General features: G+C 44.2%; 19 protein-coding genes. 10 read left to right on the forward strand and 9 right to left on the reverse strand.

Annotation, left to right across the window (positions count from 1 at the left end):
• Window positions 1–101: 101 nt before the first annotated feature.
• Window positions 102–1,763, reverse strand: a complete 1,662-nt coding sequence (locus SWOO_RS26220; protein WP_012323074.1) for a pre-peptidase C-terminal domain-containing protein — start codon at window positions 1,761–1,763, stop codon at window positions 102–104.
• A 255-nt stretch (window positions 1,764–2,018) separates the two neighbouring features.
• On the opposite strand from SWOO_RS26220, the gene SWOO_RS02205 reads away from it, so the two are divergent.
• The gene (locus tag SWOO_RS02205) at window positions 2,019–3,044 is read left to right on the forward strand and encodes an AraC family transcriptional regulator (protein WP_012323075.1); all 1,026 of its coding nucleotides are present in this window, start codon (window positions 2,019–2,021) and stop codon (window positions 3,042–3,044) included.
• 103 nt (window positions 3,045–3,147) lie between these two features.
• Here SWOO_RS02205 and cyoE read toward each other — a convergent pair whose 3' ends face one another.
• From cyoE to SWOO_RS25755, 6 genes are all read right to left on the reverse strand, one after another.
• Window positions 3,148–4,080, reverse strand: a complete 933-nt coding sequence (gene cyoE / locus SWOO_RS02210; protein ID WP_012323076.1) for a heme o synthase — start codon at window positions 4,078–4,080, stop codon at window positions 3,148–3,150.
• A 12-nt stretch (window positions 4,081–4,092) separates the two neighbouring features.
• On the reverse strand, window positions 4,093–4,428 hold the full coding sequence (gene cyoD / locus SWOO_RS02215; RefSeq protein ID WP_012323077.1) for a cytochrome o ubiquinol oxidase subunit IV: 336 nt from the start codon (window positions 4,426–4,428) through the stop codon (window positions 4,093–4,095).
• Entirely contained in the window at window positions 4,428–5,075 is a 648-nt protein-coding gene (cyoC, locus tag SWOO_RS02220; RefSeq protein ID WP_012323078.1) for a cytochrome o ubiquinol oxidase subunit III, read from the reverse strand. Before cyoC ends, cyoD begins: the two co-directional genes overlap by 1 nt.
• Window positions 5,072–7,057, reverse strand: coding sequence for a cytochrome o ubiquinol oxidase subunit I (cyoB, locus tag SWOO_RS02225; protein WP_012323079.1), 1,986 nt, complete (start codon window positions 7,055–7,057; stop codon window positions 5,072–5,074). Before cyoB ends, cyoC begins: the two co-directional genes overlap by 4 nt.
• A 2-nt stretch (window positions 7,058–7,059) precedes the next feature.
• On the reverse strand, window positions 7,060–7,980 hold the full coding sequence (cyoA, locus tag SWOO_RS02230; RefSeq protein WP_012323080.1) for a ubiquinol oxidase subunit II: 921 nt from the start codon (window positions 7,978–7,980) through the stop codon (window positions 7,060–7,062).
• Between the two features lie 178 nt (window positions 7,981–8,158).
• Window positions 8,159–8,548 (reverse strand): hypothetical protein, encoded by a 390-nt coding sequence (locus tag SWOO_RS25755; RefSeq protein ID WP_012323081.1) that lies wholly within the window; start codon window positions 8,546–8,548, stop codon window positions 8,159–8,161.
• Between the two features lie 453 nt (window positions 8,549–9,001).
• On the opposite strand from SWOO_RS25755, the gene SWOO_RS02240 reads away from it, so the two are divergent.
• The 4 genes from SWOO_RS02240 to cysE all read left to right on the forward strand — a co-directional run bounded on the left by SWOO_RS02240 (window position 9,002) and on the right by cysE (window position 11,114).
• Window positions 9,002–9,538, forward strand: coding sequence for a carboxymuconolactone decarboxylase family protein (locus SWOO_RS02240; RefSeq protein WP_012323082.1), 537 nt, complete (start codon window positions 9,002–9,004; stop codon window positions 9,536–9,538).
• A gap of 81 nt (window positions 9,539–9,619) precedes the next feature.
• Window positions 9,620–9,874: a DUF2024 family protein gene (locus SWOO_RS02245; protein WP_012323083.1), complete on the forward strand. Its 255-nt coding sequence runs from the start codon at window positions 9,620–9,622 to the stop codon at window positions 9,872–9,874.
• 25 nt (window positions 9,875–9,899) lie between these two features.
• On the forward strand, window positions 9,900–10,145 hold the full coding sequence (locus SWOO_RS02250; protein WP_012323084.1) for a Rho-binding antiterminator: 246 nt from the start codon (window positions 9,900–9,902) through the stop codon (window positions 10,143–10,145).
• A 168-nt stretch (window positions 10,146–10,313) separates the two neighbouring features.
• A complete protein-coding gene (gene cysE / locus SWOO_RS02255; RefSeq protein ID WP_012323085.1) occupies window positions 10,314–11,114 on the forward strand; it encodes a serine O-acetyltransferase in 801 nt (266 codons plus the stop codon).
• Window positions 11,115–11,131: 17 nt separating this feature from the next.
• Here cysE and SWOO_RS02260 read toward each other — a convergent pair whose 3' ends face one another.
• Together SWOO_RS02260 and ilvY are read right to left on the reverse strand one after the other, a co-directional pair.
• Entirely contained in the window at window positions 11,132–11,935 is an 804-nt protein-coding gene (locus SWOO_RS02260) for a GGDEF domain-containing protein (protein ID WP_012323086.1), read from the reverse strand.
• 188 nt (window positions 11,936–12,123) lie between these two features.
• Window positions 12,124–12,996, reverse strand: a complete 873-nt coding sequence (gene ilvY / locus SWOO_RS02265; RefSeq protein ID WP_012323087.1) for an HTH-type transcriptional activator IlvY — start codon at window positions 12,994–12,996, stop codon at window positions 12,124–12,126.
• A 178-nt stretch (window positions 12,997–13,174) separates the two neighbouring features.
• On the opposite strand from ilvY, the gene ilvC reads away from it, so the two are divergent.
• The 5 genes from ilvC to SWOO_RS02290 all read left to right on the forward strand — a co-directional run bounded on the left by ilvC (window position 13,175) and on the right by SWOO_RS02290 (window position 18,185).
• Window positions 13,175–14,656 (forward strand): ketol-acid reductoisomerase, encoded by a 1,482-nt coding sequence (ilvC, locus tag SWOO_RS02270; protein WP_012323088.1) that lies wholly within the window; start codon window positions 13,175–13,177, stop codon window positions 14,654–14,656.
• A 279-nt stretch (window positions 14,657–14,935) separates the two neighbouring features.
• Window positions 14,936–15,031 (forward strand): hypothetical protein, encoded by a 96-nt coding sequence (locus SWOO_RS02275; protein WP_041417466.1) that lies wholly within the window; start codon window positions 14,936–14,938, stop codon window positions 15,029–15,031.
• Between the two features lie 171 nt (window positions 15,032–15,202).
• On the forward strand, window positions 15,203–16,858 hold the full coding sequence (ilvG, locus tag SWOO_RS02280) for an acetolactate synthase 2 catalytic subunit (protein WP_041417899.1): 1,656 nt from the start codon (window positions 15,203–15,205) through the stop codon (window positions 16,856–16,858).
• Window positions 16,859–16,915: 57 nt separating this feature from the next.
• Window positions 16,916–17,170 carry an acetolactate synthase 2 small subunit gene (gene ilvM, locus SWOO_RS02285; RefSeq protein ID WP_012323090.1) on the forward strand — a complete coding sequence of 85 codons (255 nt, stop codon included), beginning with the start codon at window positions 16,916–16,918 and terminating at the stop codon, window positions 17,168–17,170.
• Window positions 17,171–17,261: 91 nt separating this feature from the next.
• Window positions 17,262–18,185: a branched-chain amino acid transaminase gene (locus tag SWOO_RS02290; RefSeq protein ID WP_012323091.1), complete on the forward strand. Its 924-nt coding sequence runs from the start codon at window positions 17,262–17,264 to the stop codon at window positions 18,183–18,185.
• Window positions 18,186–18,561 lie beyond the last annotated feature (376 nt).

An 18,561-nucleotide genomic window follows, 5' to 3' on the forward strand; every position in this document is an offset into this window, starting at 1 on the left:
ACAACCATTCCATCATCCATTCGTCTTGAATTAGTTTGCCAAAAAGCACTCTGAGTAGTTCAATCTCTTATACTGGTTGGTATTTCTTATACTAAAAGTGATTACTCAGGCTTATCAGTATTTGAGTTCCACATCAGCTCTGAGATAAGTGTTTGTGTTGCCACATTCGGGTGGAAACAATCGCCACCATTGATGTGAGATGCACCGAACTGGAAAGTACCGCCAGATGGTGTGGACTCATCAACATATTCAGCGACAACCTCAATACCGTTAGGATTTTGGCCATTATTATTGCTGTTATATGCAGTGGCTTCTTCGGCAAGTATTGCGTTATAACGTTTCTGCGCTGCCGCAACGCCAGCTATCCTTGATGCCAATGATTCACCATTTAACGTACCAGATTGGGTCACAATTGAGCATACATCATAGCTGCTCCAGATTGACTCACAGTTGATATACTCATCTCCTGCTTGCTTATCTAATCCCGCTTGGCGAATATCTTGAACGCGAGGCACACTACCGAGCAGAATACTTGAGCCTTCAGGCATGCCAGATACGAGTGTATTTAATCCAGTACGTATCGCTTGACGCCACTCATCATCGCTGTAGATAGGGTCACTACAGTTTGATGGATCAACGCAATCACGACTACAGAGATCGTTACCACCAAAAAGCAGTTCAACGTGATCGGGGGTTGGTGTTTGAGCGACAATGGTGTTGGCCTGAGCGGCGAAACTTGGCTCAGATCCATCTTCACGAATACCTGTTAGCTCGGCTCCCGTTGCAGCGCTGTTGTTACTGTTAATTGAGTTGTCGAGCACCTTGTAGCGGTCATGAACACTGGTGACCGAGGAGCTTGAACCATCAAACCAAGAGTGTTCAGGTTGATCGCCACCCGCTAGACATAGCAGTGACCACCATGAACTGTTGTAGGTACAGTCTGCACCAAAGGCGCGGGTAATACTGTCACCGACGACAGCGATATTAGCAACACCTGCTACAGGACCTGGCGGAGGAGGTGTTCCACCTTCATTGTAATTTCCAACCAATGAGACACCGCTAAAGCTTGAGTAACCATTCATCATCACATGGTAAGTACCAGCTTGTATGTTGCTGATGGTACAGGTTTCGTTATTACCGCTTTTATAGGGGCGACAATCATAGGTTCCGGTTGTTGCTTCTGCACCAAATCTGACATAAAGATCCGCATCTCCAGTACCGCCAGACATTGCGATGCTAAGATCTTGTGCTCCAGCTGGGACCTCAAAGGTGAACAGAAGCTGTTCACCACTACTGCCCGTTAAATTGTTGAGTGCCACTGAGTTTTCTAATACTCCAGTGTTTGAGCCCGGTGGTGGCGTGGTACCTGGTTCATCGTAACTTGCTGTCAGGGTGAGGGCTGAATAAGCGGAGTAGGCTTTTAGCATCACATGATATTCGCCGTTTTGCACATTGGCGATATCACAGGACTCACTGTTACCACTGTTGTATGGTCGGCAGTCGTAGCTTGAGCTGGTAGGCGCACTCCCAAATTTCACATAGAGGTCGGCATCGCCACTGCCTCCAGCAGTATTAAAGTTTAAATTGGTCGCGCCTTCAGGGACCGTTAAGGTAAAGAAGGTTTCGCTTCCTGATGTCCCGCTCAAGCCACTGGCTGGTGTTGCATTTTCTAATGCCGTTGCTGCTAATGCGTTGCCTGATAGCATTAACATATTGAGCGCTAATATATTCTTGAGTTTTTGGTTCTTTATTAATCGTTTCATAGAGCCTCGTCCATTATTCCCCAGAGTGATAAGTTTTGTTTTTATTATTAATGTTAATTTTTTTAACGATGTTTAACCTAGCAAGAATTATGGGGGATCAATACGTAACCAAAGATAAATGGCTCAAAGGGCGACAAAAATATCCCTTGAGTTTACTTTCTTTGTGAGTATTGCATTGGATAGAAAGTTCTGTGATATTGGCTCATAACAAAATGTTAACAGCAGCAGTGATGGAAGATTGGATAGAGGTGTTTAGTGAAAAACCTAATCGTTTCTCATAACTACTTTACCCTGATATCTGGTTATTTAAATAGAGTAAGACAGCAGCATTCAGGGACAGATAGATCGTCAAATCAAAGGGAGAGTGACCCATTAGAGGAGAGATCTGTATATCTTATTGAGGATATAGAGAAGCTGATTGAGCAGATATTGTCGGTATCCGATGATCTCTCTTTTGGTTTGGTATTAGGGGAGAATATCCACCCTTCAGATTATGGTTTAGTTGGGTACGCATTAATGAACTGCCCTGATTTGAATACCGCATTAAGCTTATCCTCAAAATATAAACCTGTAATGAACCAAGCTTTTGAATCCTTTTTTATTCAAGGAGAGCGAGAGTCAAGTTATCAGGTTAGGCCTAAATTTGATGAGGTCTATTTAACCTCACTCGTCGAGTTAGATTTCGCCTCCGGTATCCAGCTTGCTAAACTGCTGGTGGATAAACAGGATCTACCCAAACTTAAGTTGCAACAAGTAAACTTTCAACATGGTCCTTTGAGCTGCCCCTCCCATTATCAAAGAGTGTTCAATTGTCCGGTTAATTTTCACCAGGAGAGAAGTGAGATCATTATTGCCAATAGTGTGCTGGCACTGCCTGTTCGCTCAGCTAATCCTGCAATATTGGATATGTTACTTAGAAAAATAGATAAAGCGGTTAAATCCTACTCTTTAGGTCAGTCATTTAGCAGTAAAGTGATCTGCTACGTCTCTAAACATCAGCAAGATATCCCCAGTGCTAAGCAAGCGGCCAGTGACTTTAATATCAGCTTGAGTACATTAAAAAAACACTTGATGTCAGAGGGGCGAAATTACTCAGAGATTTGTGATTCGATTAGAAAAAACATGGCAATTAAAATGGTGGCAGATCCTAAAACCCAGATAAAAGCTATCTATTCATCCTTAAACTTCTCCAGTTCCAGTGCGTTTAATCGTGCCTTTAAGCGTTGGACATCTATGACGCCGACCGAATATCGGCACAAGATGAGTTTATCGTTAAAATAGAGGGGCTGTTTATTCCCCCTATAACACTTCTAGTTCTCAACCTAGCCGGTAAATCGAAACAACAGTTTGTTATCTGGCTGTGGAAGCTTTTTAGTTTAAGTCACTAGTTAGACAAAGTTAGTAGGGGTGTCTGTACTACAAGTTGAAAATCCATTGCCATAGCGATACTCAAAGCTGTAATGGTTACAATAGAGCAACCAAACACTTGCCTTGCCCATTGATTAAGATTGATATCACGTTGGTAACCTTTTAGTGCCATTCCAAGCCACCACAAGCTGGTGGCACAGGTTACTGCCATAAAGGCGATCCCTGTGTAACCTGCCAAGGGGAGCAAGGCGCTAACTAAAGAAAAAACGGCAATATAAAGTACTATGTGCAGCTTAGCCCTAGTCATCCCTTTGGCAACGGGCAACACGGGAATTTTCGCTGCGGCATAATCTTTATATCGAAAGATGGCAATGGCATAAGAGTGAGGCATCTGCCACAAGCTAAACATCAAGAGTAAAATGACTGCGCCAGTATCTATCTCTCCTGTGACCGCACAATAGCCAACTACCGGCGGCACGGCTCCCGAAAAGCTGCCGATTAAGGTGCCGTAGACAGAGTGTCGTTTCATATAGAGGCTATAGATCCCCACATAAACCAGATAACCAATCACGGCAAATAACAGAGCAATCTTGTTGGTAAATATGGCCAATAAACCAAAGCCTATTAGGCCCAAAGCTAAACTGAATACCAGCACTGAATATACTGATATCTCACCCGTGACAGTCACTCTATTTCGGGTGCGCTGCATCTTGGCATCGATGTCCCTATCGATACAGTTATTAAGGCCGCAGCCTGATGCTACGACTAAGGACAAACCTAATATTGTCATCAACATCAAGGTCAAGTCTACGCTACCTTTGGCGGCTAACAGGAATCCCCCCGTAACGGAGATCAAATTTCCCATGATGATGCCAGGCTTAATCACCTGAACATATCCCTTTAAACGTGACAGCCACTGCTTAGACATAAACCGACCTTGAATATTCATAACCTTCTCTCTCTACATCATCAAATCGTTGGCAGCGTAAATAATCCATACTGACAAGCCCACCACCATGACAATGATCAGCGCAGTGAATAGGAATGAAAATGTATTGAGCTTACCCTCTTTGGAGAAGTCCAGATGCAGGAAGTATTTTAGGTGCACCACAATCTGAACAACTGCCGTCACCAGTACTAAACCTAAGGTGACAGGCTTGTCGAAGTGGTGTGTGATCACAGCCCAAAACGGAATGGCTGTTAATACCACCGATAGCATAAAACCCATGAGGTAGGATTTAACACTTCCCATAAAATTTGCGGAGCTATTACTCTCAACTGTTTCTACCTGATTCATCACATGGCCCCCAATAAATAAACCACAGTGAATACACAGATCCACACAATATCCAGAAAGTGCCAAAACAGACTTAAACACCCTAAACGAGTAATACTGCGCTTATTAAGCCCCGTCTTTAATACTTCAAACATCATGATAGCCATCCACACAAGCCCAGCTGTGACATGCAGACCATGCATGCCAACTAAGGCAAAAAACGATGACAAAAATGCACTGCGTTGTGGCCCATTACCATGCTCAATTAGGTGATGGAACTCGTAGATCTCCATACCAATAAATGCACAGCCAAGAGCGAAAGTGATCAATAACCAGCCCAAAGTCGCGGCTTTTTTCTGATGCTTAGCACAGATCAAAGCGAAGCCGAACGTTATGCTACTGACGAGGAGTGCGGCGGTTTCGATTAAGACGAAGTTTAATTCGAAAATATCTTTGCCTGATACGCCGCCATCGGTATTCATATACAACACGGCGTAAGTGGCAAAGACTGACGCAAACAAGATACAGTCGGTCATTAAATAGAGCCAAAAACCGAACAGGGTATTTTCACTGGTGTCATGATGTTCATCATGGCTTGTTGCATGACTCACATCATAGTGTTTGTTGGCATCTGCAACGCCTAAATTTGCTCTGATAGCAATACTCATATTAGTCCCCTTGCAACCTTATCTAAGTGAGCATTTTCAATACGGGCCACTTCATCAGGTTGAACATAATAATCATGGTCATTGCTATAAGCACGACAGAGAAACACCACGAAGGCGCCTAGTATCCCAGCAATTGCCAGCCAAAGAATGTGCCAAATAGCGGCAAAACCAGCTGCAGTAATGCCCAGTGCCATCAGTATTCCGCTGGCGGTATTTTTGGGCATGTGAATTGGCTCATAAGCATCATGACGCTGGTAAGCCTCACCTTTCTCTTTCATGTCTGTAAAACAATCTATATCAGACACGTGAGGATCTTTGGCAAAGTTATAAAACTGAGGTGGTGATGATGTTGACCACTCTAATGTGTGACCATTCCAAGGATCGCCCGTGGTATCTAAGTTCTGCTCACGATCACGAAAACTCACATAGAGCTGCACAAACTGCAATATGATCCCAGCCAAGATAATAAAGGCACCGATAGCCGCTAAATAGATCCAGAAGTTCCAATCAGGATTGTCAGTGTGACCGATACGACGGGTCATGCCTAAGAAGCCAAGCACATATAGAGGCATAAAGGCAACGTAGAAGCCCACCTGCCAACACCAAAATGCCGCTTTCCCTAGGCGTTCATTGAGCTTGAAACCCATCGCTTTAGGGAACCAGTAAGCGAAACCAGCTAAGTAACCAAAAACTGCACCGCCTATGATGGTGTTATGAAAATGCGCGATGAGGAATAAACTGTTATGCAATACATAATCAGCTCCCGGTACCGCGAGTAAGACCCCTGTCATCCCCCCTATGGTGAAGGTCGTCATAAAACCTAAAGTCCATAACACTGGCACGGTTAAGCGAAGGCGGCCACGATAGATGGTAAACAGCCAGTTGAATAATTTGACCCCCGTCGGCACAGCAATCACCATGGTCATCACACCAAAGAAAGCATTCACGTTTGCGCTAGAACCCATAGTGAAGAAGTGATGTAACCAAACGATAAAGCCTAAAATTGAGATGGCACCACTGGCCCAAACCATAGATTTATAACCAAATAGGCGCTTAGAGGTAAATGTTGATATGATCTCTGAAAAAATACCGAAGGCGGGCAAAATTAGAATATAAACTTCTGGATGGCCCCATGCCCAAAACAGGTTGATGTACATCATGGCGTTACCGCCACCTGCATTAGTGAAGAAGTGGAATCCCAGATAGCGATCTAGGGTTAACATGGCCAAGACTGCTGTTAAGATTGGGAAAGAGGCCACAATTAAAATATTGGCCCAAGTGCAGGTCCAAGTAAAAATAGGCATCTGCATTAACTTCATACCAGGTGCACGCATCTTCAGCACAGTTGCGATAAAGTTAACCCCAGTTAAGGTTGTCCCTATACCGGAGATCTGCAACGCCCAAATATAGTAATCGACCCCAACTCCAGGGCTAAATGACAGCTCCGAAAGCGGCGGATAGGCTACCCAACCTGTTTTTGCAAATTCGCCTAACCCAAGTGAGATATTGATCAGTACAGCCCCTGAAGCGGTAAGCCAAAAGCTTAAGTTGTTCAGAAACGGAAAGGCGACATCTCTGGCACCTATCTGCAGTGGAACAATTAGGTTCATCAGGCCTATCATAAATGGCATCGCCATAAAGATAATCATGATCACCCCGTGGGCAGTGAAGATTTGGTCATAGTGCTCAGGGGGCAGATAGCCAGCAGCGCCATTGGTTGCGAGTGCTTGCTGTGTACGCATCATAATGGCATCGGAGAAGCCACGAATGAGCATCACCAGTGCTAAGATGATATACATGATGCCTAAGCGTTTATGATCGACCGAGGTAAACCAGTCATTCCATAACACAGCCCACTTTTTATGTTTAGTAATCAATGCCGCGATGATAACGCCTATTAGCGCCACGACAGCTAAAGTGACCATGATAATAGGTTCATGGTATGGGATTGATTCTAAAGTTAGTTTTCCAAGAAAAGACATAGTTACTCCATCTCCAAATGGTTAGAGGAGGAATGCCCTGAAGGGGATGACATATCTATTTTTTTATCCATAGGCATAGGATCACCCATATACATGTATTGCATCACGATATGGTCAAACATGCCTTGACTGACTTCGCCGTAATACTCGACGGGATTGTTTTCACTTGGTTTAGCTAATGCTTGATAACTTTGTCTATCAAGCTTATATTTTTGTTGCTTAACTTTAGCAACCCAAGTATCAAATTCTTGCGTATTTGCGGTTGCGATAGCTTTGAACTTCATGCCCGCAAAACCCGCTCCACTGTAGTTAGCTGAGATACCATCGAAGGTGCCAGGCTCATTCGCTATCAGATGGAGTTGAGTTGCCATACCTGCCATTGAATAGATCTGACTGCCCAACTGAGGAATAAAGAAAGAGTTCATTGCCGTATCTGAGGTGATCTTGAAATTCACAGGTACATTCGCGGGAAATGCCAGTTCATTGACCGATGCAATACCAAGTTCCGGATAGATAAACAACCACTTCCAGTTTAGTGAGACCACCTCAACAGTTATTGGTTTAGCCTCATGTTCCAATGGTTTATAGGGGTCAAGATCGTGGGTTGAGCCCCATGTAATGACGCCTAAAATAATCACAATCACCACAGGTACTAGCCAAACAATAATCTCAATGCTTTTTGAGTGCGCCCATTTAGGGGCAAAGATTTCATGATCACGACCATCTCGATATTTCCAGGCAAAATAGAGTGTCATGAAGATAACGGGGATCACCACTATCAACATCAATAGGGTTGCGACAACGATGAGGTGTTTCTCATCAATGCCTATTTGCCCTTTTGGATCTAGCACGCCCCCCTCACAACCAGACATCATGATTACTGATGCTGTGAGTGCAGCCTTACTTAAATTTCTAATTAACAAAGGAAGATTCCTCTAACCTTAAGTGTCTACAGCTCACTCCAAATGAGGAGAACTGCACATTAATAGCGTTCAGATACAGAGCAGAAAAATGTCAAACTTGGAGCAAATAGTCTTAGCTAAATTGTTCGACGATCTACCTTGTTAGTGACGCGCTAAATTTTAAAACCAGAAAATAAGATTAAAGAGGAGGGGCTCGACAGCCGTGAGCAGTTTGCTCACATGATTTAAATACAGGGGATGAAAAGCGAGGAAAACGACTAACTAAGTTCAAACCATTAATGAGTTTAAAAATATAGCTAATTAATCGCCAAAACTGATTAATAATCTGGGGGTTAACTAAGAATAAGCCGAATAAGCTCACTCCCAAACACTCAATAATTAAACCATCACTGACAGCAATGAGCTCACTGATATCAAGATAGCCACCTAAAGTCGCGGGAGCGGCATCCGATAGGCAAAGTAAAAATAGCCCGCCTAAAAATAGAGAGAAATTAGCCTTACCTGTACTTGAAAGTTTCACCAGAGAAGGCAATTTTTCAATAAGGGATAGGTTAGGAGTTAATTTCAAGGCGTATGTCCGAGCAGTTGAAAAGGGTTAAAAATCTAATGAGAAATATTAGCAATAAAGCTTGCCGCAGGAGGATAACAATAACCGAGTGATGAATGAAAGCCGATTAGGCCAGTAAAACGGCTTTCATATTAAATAAACCTTAATTAAAACGTAATTTAAACCATGGGTTTACGTTTTTAACCTTATTAGATCTTTTTTGCGTCTCAAAAAATGCATTAGTGTGAGTTTGGTGCTGTTTTGACTTGTGAGGCGATGATGCTTGTCACGGTAACGTGTCGACAAAAGCGAACCCATAGAGTGATAGATTATTTTGAGCCGCTATTAAACCAATCTTAAGTTATTATAGTTTCGACTCGAAACATATTTGACATTCAAATTATTTGTCTATAAATTATTGGTGTCGACTCGAAACTAATTTTGAGTTGTCTTTAAACAATTAATGAGGTTGATATGGCAAATTTACATCCAGTGGAGATCGCGAGTGCATCTGACGCGCAGCAGTTGTTATTTAAAAAGGTTGAGGGCGCATTTGGTGCCGTACCTAATATGTTTAGAACCATAGGCCATTCATCGGCCGCTCTTGAGAGCATGTGGACCTCTTTTGGTGCGCTGGGGAAGGGCAGTATCTCACCCGCTTTAGGGGAGCAGATTGCCGTATTAGTCGCGGACATCAATCGCTGTGAATACTGCCTCAGTGCACACACAGTGTTAGGTAAAAATGCGGGAGTCACGAAAGAGGAGATGGAGTTAGCGCAACGTGGAGTGTCGAATGACCTTAAGGTACAAGCTGCACTCGACTTTGCGAAAAAGCTGGTTACTCAACATGGTCAAGTGAGCCGTGATGATATCGGTTTAGTGAAGGGAGCGGGTTTTTCTGATGCTGAATTGACTGAAATTTTAGCTCATGTTGCGTTGAACATTTTTACCAACTACACCAATGTTGCATTCGATGTAGAAGTGGACTTTCCCAAGGTTAGTTTAAGTTGATAGTGACGATAGTTAACTTGGTATATAAGTCATCACTCTGTTTAGCAGACAGAGTGGTGGCAAAAAGTGAAGGGAGCGTTTATGCAAGTTCATGTTTTTGATACACACGTAACGACTTTGGCGAAACAATATGTGCACTTTGATGTTTTGGTGGATGATAAAAATAGGGAAAGGGTTAAAGAGTATGCCAAGGTTTACCTTGATTCATTAGGCATTAATGTTGAGAGTATTAGTCAGTCTCGATGTGATTTTTGTCACTCTGAGATGGCAAACCCTGAAGTGATAGCGTCGATAGAGCAGCATGGGTTTTGTATTATTCCTTTGAAAGTCGCTTAAGGAAACTTAAGCGAGGGGGGCTTAAATGATTAAGTGCGATATTTATGATTACATTGAAGTTGCTTGTCTATACAAGATAGAAGTGCTGTTAACGCTGCACTCAGGTGAAGAGGTTAAAGGTGTGGCAGATACGACGAGTATTAATGGTGATAAGCAGGAGTTCTTGGTGATTAAACAGGGCACTGAGACCCTGAATATAGAGTTGGTTAGCATTAAAAATATGAAAGCGTTAACGCCAAACCCTCATTTTTCTAGCCTAGATATCTATTGATTCAATAGCTATAAGAGGAGTTGGCTAACAATTATTCAATGTTTTAACGGTAAAGCTAAAATTTGTTATGCCATATAGCCAATTGCTCTTATAAGCGGATGCTTTATTTGTGGATTAGGTTAAGATTCGTATTCTGCCATCTATGCCGTCACAAAAGAGCTAAATACTATGCGCTATGAAGTTTGGGAACAGTTGAGAGTTGAAGCTGAAACTTTGGTTCAGAAGGAACCACTATTGGCCAGTCACGTATATTCATCTGTATTAAACCATGAGTGTTTGGGTTCAGCGTTAAGTTTTATTGTGGCGAATAAGCTCTCTGATGGCGTGGTTTCTCCTTTTACTTTTCGTGAGCTGTTCGACAAGGCATTTATTCATTGCGAACAGATGCTAACTAATGTCGCAACAGATATTAAGGCGGTGAAAGAGCGAGATCCTGCGGTTGAAAGCTACCTAACCGTTTTGCTAAATCTTAAAGGGTTTCAGGCTATTCAAGTTCACCGTTTGGCAAGTTGCTTATGGCACCAAGGCCGAACTGAGCTGGCACAGTTTATTCAAAGCCGAAATTCAGAGGTATTTGGTGTTGATATCCATCCCGCCTGTAAGATGGGGACGGGTATCATGTTTGACCATGCGACCGGAATTGTTATCGGTGAAACAGCTGTGATTGAAAATAATGTTTCACTGCTTCAGGGCGTAACGTTAGGTGGTACTGGTAACCAGCAGGGAGATCGTCATCCGAAAATCCGTGCAGGTGTTTTAATTGGTGCAGGCGCTAAGGTTTTGGGCAATATCGAAGTCGGTGAGGGAGCGAAAGTTGGCGCGGGCTCAGTCGTGTTAGCTGATGTAGATGCTCATACGACTGTAGTTGGTGTTCCGGCTAAAGTTGTCGGCAAACCTGTATCTGCTTGCCCAGCTGAAACAATGGATCAAACTTTTTATGAGTCTGACGATTGCCAGCGTCAGTCATAGGTTTCGATAGATTGCGGTTAATCTAAGTGACTTGAGTAGACGCGATAGTTGCCATCTGTGGCCTTGGCTTTATACATGGCGATATCAGCGTGCTTCATTATCTCTTTTTTGTTGGTACCATGTTTAGGGTACTCAGCAATGCCTATGCTTATTCCTATCACTAAGGCGTGATTTTCACATTGAATATCTTTGCTCAATGTATCCTGTATTGTCTTACTTATCTCTATTGCTCCTTGCAATGTCATTCCGGGAAGTACCACTGCAAACTCATCTCCCCCAAGGCGCGCTGCCACACCGCGTTTAGGGAGTATTCGTTGAATACGTTTAGCGACAACTTGAAGCACATGATCCCCCTCCGCATGTCCCAATGTGTCATTGACCATTTTAAAATCGTTGAGATCCATCATTAAGCAGCTAAAAACATGATGTTCGTTGGAGATTAGACTATCCAGTTCTTCATAAAACTGGTGGCGGTTAGCTAGGTTTGTCAGTAGATCATGGTGAGCTTGATAATGCTTTTCATGGATCGTTTGCTGTAGTTTAAAAATGGTCTCTTTACTCATTCTTGAGATAACAAATACAAAACCGCCTCCACCACAGAATATCGTGGCGACGATAAGCTCAAGAGTGCCAATATCTCTGTCTATCAGCATCCAGATATAGCCTAGGTAGCCGAAAATAAACATAAAGATCATGGTGAGCAGCAAGACCCAACCTTTATGCTGATGGTCGGGAATATTGCATATCTGATGAGTGGGCATTACTGCAGAGATGAGTCCCAGTAAGCCAGTCGTGACAAGTGCGATAGCGATATTGCTCATAAATGTATTTTAGTTTTATGTAATTGAAATAAAGAAGGTTACTGCCGATATAGTAAACAAGGTTCTTACAGTGATTGGTCTTAAGTATAGATGAAGATCTTATATCCGAAAGTTTGCTATTTAAGATCAAACGTCATGGTTATAAGTCGAATACTCAATCGCAACTGATTGTTTAGATCTGGTTTCTTCTATAAAACTTTCAAAAAAGCCGAGATGATTGGATCTTTCTGACTCTTGGTTTTACAGCAGCAACCAAGTTCAAAGGGGGGGATCTCTATGGGTGAGGGGATGATCTGTATGCGATCTCGAACTGGGCTGTTATTGATCACGACATCAGGCGTGATGCTGACGCCACACCCTAGTGCGACCATAGAGGCGATCGCCTCCTGGCCCGAAACCTGAGCATAGATGTTTGGGCTAAGGCCCAATTGCTTAAACCAATTATCGACCCTGCGTCTACCCGGCCCATGTTCTGGCACAATAAAGGGAAGTCGATCCCAGGGAATATAAGATTCGCTAAGTAGTTCCTGAACCTGACACCGGTAGGTGGGGGCGATAATGACGAGAGGAACATCGTCTATCTTGACGAAGTGTAAGCTATCTGGAAAAGGGTCTGGCAGGGCTGCGATGGCAACATCGGCGCGATTATTTTTCACTTCATTCACGGCATTCGCCGCATCACCTGTGGTTAGGGCTATCTCCACTAAGGGATGTTCGCGTCTGAAACTGTCTAGCAAGCCCGGTAGGTGACTATAGGCAGCAGTTACAGAGCAGTAGAGGTTAAGCCTGCCCCTAAGTAGGTCCTGCTTAGGATCAATCTTTGTTTTGAGCTTACTCCAGTGATCGAGTGTCTGCTCGGCAAAGTGACGGTACTCAACGCCTGCACTGGTAAGGGAAACACTGCGATTATCTCGCTGAAATAGTTTGGCACCCACCTCATCTTCCAGCCTCTGCATGGCGCGACTGAGTGTCGAAGGACTGACATGCATCGCCTGAGCCGTGCGTGAGAAGTGCAGGCTTTCAGAAAGGTGCAGATAGAGCTTTATGGTTTTTATATCCACGGCGCAGGATTACCTTACTCAATGAAACGAATGACCTGTGTTGCAATAATTGCAATACAGTGTCCCGAATATATCATTTTAAGCAATTAAAAGCATGCGCTATAGTGAATTCAATCACTGCTCAAGCAAGCGGGCTTGAGCAACTCTCCTAAATTCGAATCGAAAGGTGGTACATCAGATGGCTAACTATTTTAACTCTCTGAATTTGCGTCAACAACTGGAACAACTGGCTCAGTGCCGCTTTATGGATCGCAGTGAATTTAGTGAAGGTTGTGACTTCATTAAGGGTTGGAACATTGTCATCTTAGGTTGTGGTGCACAGGGCTTGAATCAAGGTCTTAATATGCGAGATTCGGGTCTGAATATCGCCTATGCACTGCGCGCTGAAGCGATTGAAGAGAAGCGTGCTTCATACCAAAAAGCCACTGGTAATGGTTTCCGTGTTGGTACTATTGAAGAGTTGATCCCTGAAGCCGATCTTGTTCTTAACTTAACACCCGATAAGCAACACACAGATGCCGTCACCCGCGTTATGCCGTTGATGAAACAAGGCTCGACACTTTCATACTCTCACGGTTTCAATATCGTAGAGGAGGGGATGCAAGTTCGTGAAGATATTACAGTCATTATGGTTGCACCTAAGTGTCCTGGTACTGAGGTTCGTGAAGAGTATAAGCGTGGATTTGGTGTACCAACCTTGATTGCCGTTCACCCTGAAAATGATCCTAAAGGGCAAGGTTTCGATATCGCTAAGGCCTATGCAAGCGCCACTGGTGGTGACCGTGCAGGTGTGCTTCATTCATCATTTATTGCTGAAGTGAAGTCAGACTTAATGGGTGAGCAAACCATTCTATGTGGCATGCTACAAACTGGTGCCATCCTTGGTTATGAGAAGATGGTTGCTGACGGTGTAGAGCCAGGTTATGCGGCTAAATTGATTCAACAAGGTTGGGAGACAACCACAGAAGCGCTAAAACATGGTGGTATCACCAACATGATGGATCGCCTCTCTAATCCAGCAAAAATCAAAGCGTTCGAGATGGCCGAAGAGCTTAAAGGTATCCTTGCTCCACTATTTGAAAAGCACATGGATGACATCATAGGTGGTGAGTTCTCTAAAACCATGATGGCTGATTGGGCAAATGATGATGCTAACTTGCTTAAGTGGCGTAAAGAGACAGGTGAAACTGCCTTTGAGAATGCACCTCAAAGTGATGAAAGTATCGATGAGCAGACCTATTTTGATAAAGGCATCTTCCTTGTCGCTATGATTAAAGCCGGTGTTGAGCTTGCGTTCGATACTATGGTGTCTGCGGGCATTATCGAAGAGTCGGCTTACTATGAGTCGCTACATGAAACCCCACTTATCGCTAACACGATTGCACGTAAGCGCCTTTATGAGATGAATGTTGTTATCTCTGACACGGCTGAATATGGCTGTTATCTGTTTAACCATGCTGCCGTGCCTATGCTGCGTGAGTATGTGCAAAACATGTCTCCTGAGTTCCTTGGACGCGGATTAAGTGACGGCAGTAATGGCGTCGATAATCAGCGTTTGATTGAGGTTAACGCAGCGATTCGTGGAACTGGCGTTGAGAAAATAGGTGCAGAACTTCGCGGTTACATGACAGCGATGCAGCGCATCGTCGAAGAGAAGTAGTTCATTTTCAAAAAGTTATAGGCCCAATATTTAATTGGGCCTGATAATAAAAATACACAAAGATAAATAAAGTTAGTCATTGAAGTAAAAGATAATTTCATAAAGAGGTTAAGGTATTACTTTTGGTGAAAATGCTAAAAATTGTTATCCATCTGGGCATTTATTCACTCAGGGTAAAAAGGTTTTTGTTGTGTTTTTTATTGGCTTTGTGTTATTGATTAATAACTCTTCGTTAGAAGATATCGAATTTAAGCAAACTAATTAGGAAACTGCTCAACTATGTTTAACCAAGCCGCCCTACTCATTATTGAGATTATTACCGTCGTGATTATTAAATCACAGCGGGGGCAAGGCATGGCATATCGACAAACCTAATTTAGGAAAAGATTGCAACCAACCCCCCGCTCCGAAAGGACCGGGGGGTTTTTCGTTTTAAGGCTTACAGAAAATAAAGCTTTACCCTACAAATATAGAACTTAGTGAGATGGGTTCAGAAAATAGTGAGAGATGCAGATGGAACAAGGGCAGAATAAACAGGGTCAGATGATGCGCGGTGCCGATGCCGTGATCAAAGTATTAACCGCTCATGGTGTGACCAATATCTTCGGTTACCCAGGCGGGGCAATTATGCCGATCTATGATGCACTCTATGGTGCCCCCGTTGAACATCTGCTCAGCCGCCATGAGCAAGGCGCCGCTTTTGCAGCTCTAGGCTATGCCAGAGCCAGTGGTAAAACGGGAGTTTGCTTTGCCACTTCAGGCCCTGGAGCCACCAATTTAGTTACCTCTCTAGCCGATGCACTACTCGATTCCGTCCCCGTTGTTGCTATCACAGGCCAAGTCTCCACTGCGGTTATCGGCACCGACGCTTTTCAAGAGATCGATGTCTTAGGTATGTCACTGTCTTGTACTAAGCACAGCTTTATGGTCACCGAGATGGACGAGCTAGTACCAACGCTTTACAAGGCGTTTGAGATAGCAGCTTCTGGTCGCCCAGGCCCTGTATTGGTCGATATCCCTAAAGATATCCAGATAGGTATGCTGGAATATAAGACACCGCTTCAAGACCGTGTTGAGGAGCCCGAGCTAGATACCGCTAAGCTAGATGATGCTGTCACCCTGCTGACTCAAGCTAAGAAGCCGATGCTCTATGTCGGTGGTGGTGTCGGCATGGCAAGTGCCGTAGAACCATTGCGAAAATTCATAAGAGTCACAGGTGTCCCCTCCGTTGCAACATTAAAGGGATTAGGCTCCATTGCCCATGACACTCCTGGCTATCTAGGGATGTTGGGAATGCACGGTTCAAAGGCGGCGAATATTGCTGTACAGGAGTGTGATCTCCTGATCGTGGTCGGTGCAAGGTTTGATGACCGAGTGACTGGACGCTTAGCTACCTTTGCAGAGCATGCCAAGGTGATCCATCTTGATATCGATGCTGCAGAGCTGGGAAAACTTCGATTACCTGAGGTGGCCATCGATGGCGATCTGCGCCAGATCCTGCCAGCTCTTGCCACTCCCCTTGATATAACACCATGGCAAGAGGAGATCGCCAGTTTAAAAGTGGAACATCAATGGAACTACGACAGACCTGGTGAGCTTATCTTTGCCCCTGCCATGTTGAATCGTTTGGCAGATAAACTTCCCGATGACAGTGTTGTCTGTTGTGACGTGGGTCAGCACCAGATGTGGGTAGCGCAGCATATGTGGTTTCGCAAACCTGAAGATCATCTGTCGAGCGCTGGTTTAGGCACCATGGGTTTTGGTTTACCTGCGGCCATTGGCGCTAAAGTCTCTCGTCCCGATGCTACTGTTGTCGCTGTGTCTGGTGATGGTTCCTTTATGATGAATGTACAGGAGCTGACCACCATCAAGCGTCGCAAGCTGGCGGTTAAAATCTTGCTTATCGATAATCAAAAGCTTGGCATGGTGAAGCAGTGGCAGCAGCTGTTTTTTGAGGAGAGATACAGCGAGACCGATCTTTCCGATAATCCAGATTTTGTCACTATGGCATCGGCATTCGATATTCCCGGACGAACCATCACCACAAGTGATGAAGTGGAAGCGGCACTGGAGCATTTAGTCAATTGCGATGGACCTTATCTGCTACATGTGCGGATTGATGACGCCCATAACGTCTGGCCACTCGTACCGCCAGGGGCGTGTAACAGAGATATGATGGAAGAGATGGATAAGTCGACATAATAAGTTGTTAGGCCGAGATATGACCCTATTTAAGAGCTGCATGATGGAGATACAGAGATGAAACATACCGTAAATTTAACCTTAGAACAGCGTCCAGAGGTGTTAGAGCGGGTGTTGAGAGTTGTCCGCCATCGTGGGTTTAAAGTCACCAAGATGAACATGAGTCTTGAGAGCGAAAAAGTCGCAGATTTAGATATGACAGTTGAGAGTGAGCGTGCCATTGAGCTGCTTACCAAGCAGTTGGATAAGCTTGTCGATGTACTTAGCTGCAATGCAAGCGAACATCGAGTGCCTGAAAGGCTCGTTAGTTAGCTATTAAAAGCAAATAAGATCAAATTTAAATAGAAATTAAATAAAGAGTGTCATCCCCCTGCAGTAACAGATAAGAGATTGAGGAAAAGATATGACCGCGAAGAGAGCTGAGTATATATGGTTTAATGGTGAGATCATGCCTTGGGGAGATGCCAAGGTGCATGTGATGTCCCACGGTTTGCACTATGGTTCCTCTGTTTTCGAAGGGATCCGTGTCTACGATACTCATCTTGGCCCAGCGGGTTTTCGTCTAACGCCTCACGTTGAGCGCTTATATGACTCAGCCAAAATCTATCGCATGCCTATTCCTTACAGTTTCGATGAACTGATGCAGTCATGCACAGACATCGTAAAGAAGAACGATTTAAAAAGTGCTTATATCCGCCCGCTGGCGTTTTATGGTGATGTGGGAATGGGGATCACGCCGCCAAAAGATGCTGTGTGCGATGTGATGGTGGCTGCTTTCCCATGGGGAGCCTACTTAGGGGAGGACAGCATGGAAGCGGGCGTCGATGTTGCCGTTACTTCGTGGAACCGTTTAGCGCCCAATACCATTCCAACTGGCGCTAAAGCGGGTGGTAACTACCTCTCCTCAATTCAGATCTCCACCGAAGCTAAGCGTAATGGTTTCGATGAGGGGATCGCACTCGATGTTAATGGTCTCGTCAGTGAAGGCGCTGGTGCGAACTTATTTGTTGTAAAGAAAGGGAAAATTTACACACCACCTGCCACAGCTGCTATTTTAATGGGCCTGACTCGAGACTCAATTATGGTGCTTGCCCGTGACTTAGGTTATGAAGTGGTGGAAGAGGCGATGTCCCGTGAGTTTCTCTATCTTGCTGATGAGATATTTATGACAGGCACCGCCGCTGAAATCGTCCCTGTGCGCAGTGTCGATCGCATCGAAGTCGGTGAAGGTAAGCGAGGCGCCATTACCAAGCAGATCCAGCAGAGCTTCTTCGGCCTATTTGATGGCTCTACCGAAGATAAATGGGGCTGGTTGGAAGTACTATAAAAGCAGGCCCTAGGTTTTAACATATAGGACCTAAGAATAAAACAAAGACGAACGCTTCGCTGACGGATAGCGGAACGTTCGCAGGCTCACTGACGGAATGCCGGGAAATTTTTGTTTTGTAGGTCGGGCTTTAGCCCGTCAATCAAGGGGTTGTTATAAGGTTTGTCGGCATAAATACCGACCTACATACGCCAGAAAAATTAAGACGAAACATAGAAGCTGAGATCGATATCTTACGCACATAGAATTAAAATTGAAGGTCACAGCTAGGTAGTTTGATGCTAGAACCTAGAACCTAGAACCTAGAACCTAGAACCTAGAACCTAGAACCTAGAACCTAGAACCTAGAACCTAGAACCTAGAACCTAGAACCTAG

This window comes from Shewanella woodyi ATCC 51908 (genome assembly GCF_000019525.1).
GTDB lineage: Bacteria > Pseudomonadota > Gammaproteobacteria > Enterobacterales > Shewanellaceae > Shewanella > Shewanella woodyi.

Coding starts and splice junctions, on each gene's coding strand:
- SWOO_RS26220 (WP_012323074.1), bottom strand. CDS start 1,763: ATGAAACGATTAATAAAGAACCAAAAACTCAAGAATATATTAGCGCTC.
- SWOO_RS02240 (WP_012323082.1), top strand. CDS start 9,002: ATGGCAAATTTACATCCAGTGGAGATCGCGAGTGCATCTGACGCGCAG.
- SWOO_RS02275 (WP_041417466.1), top strand. CDS start 14,936: ATGTTTAACCAAGCCGCCCTACTCATTATTGAGATTATTACCGTCGTG.
- ilvM (WP_012323090.1), top strand. CDS start 16,916: ATGAAACATACCGTAAATTTAACCTTAGAACAGCGTCCAGAGGTGTTA.
- cyoE (WP_012323076.1), bottom strand. CDS start 4,080: ATGAATATTCAAGGTCGGTTTATGTCTAAGCAGTGGCTGTCACGTTTA.
- cyoC (WP_012323078.1), bottom strand. CDS start 5,075: ATGAGTATTGCTATCAGAGCAAATTTAGGCGTTGCAGATGCCAACAAA.
- SWOO_RS02260 (WP_012323086.1), bottom strand. CDS start 11,935: ATGAGCAATATCGCTATCGCACTTGTCACGACTGGCTTACTGGGACTC.
- SWOO_RS02250 (WP_012323084.1), top strand. CDS start 9,900: ATGATTAAGTGCGATATTTATGATTACATTGAAGTTGCTTGTCTATAC.
- ilvG (WP_041417899.1), top strand. CDS start 15,203: ATGCGCGGTGCCGATGCCGTGATCAAAGTATTAACCGCTCATGGTGTG.
- SWOO_RS02290 (WP_012323091.1), top strand. CDS start 17,262: ATGACCGCGAAGAGAGCTGAGTATATATGGTTTAATGGTGAGATCATG.
- cyoD (WP_012323077.1), bottom strand. CDS start 4,428: ATGAATCAGGTAGAAACAGTTGAGAGTAATAGCTCCGCAAATTTTATG.
- SWOO_RS02245 (WP_012323083.1), top strand. CDS start 9,620: ATGCAAGTTCATGTTTTTGATACACACGTAACGACTTTGGCGAAACAA.
- cysE (WP_012323085.1), top strand. CDS start 10,314: ATGCGCTATGAAGTTTGGGAACAGTTGAGAGTTGAAGCTGAAACTTTG.
- cyoB (WP_012323079.1), bottom strand. CDS start 7,057: ATGTCTTTTCTTGGAAAACTAACTTTAGAATCAATCCCATACCATGAA.
- ilvC (WP_012323088.1), top strand. CDS start 13,175: ATGGCTAACTATTTTAACTCTCTGAATTTGCGTCAACAACTGGAACAA.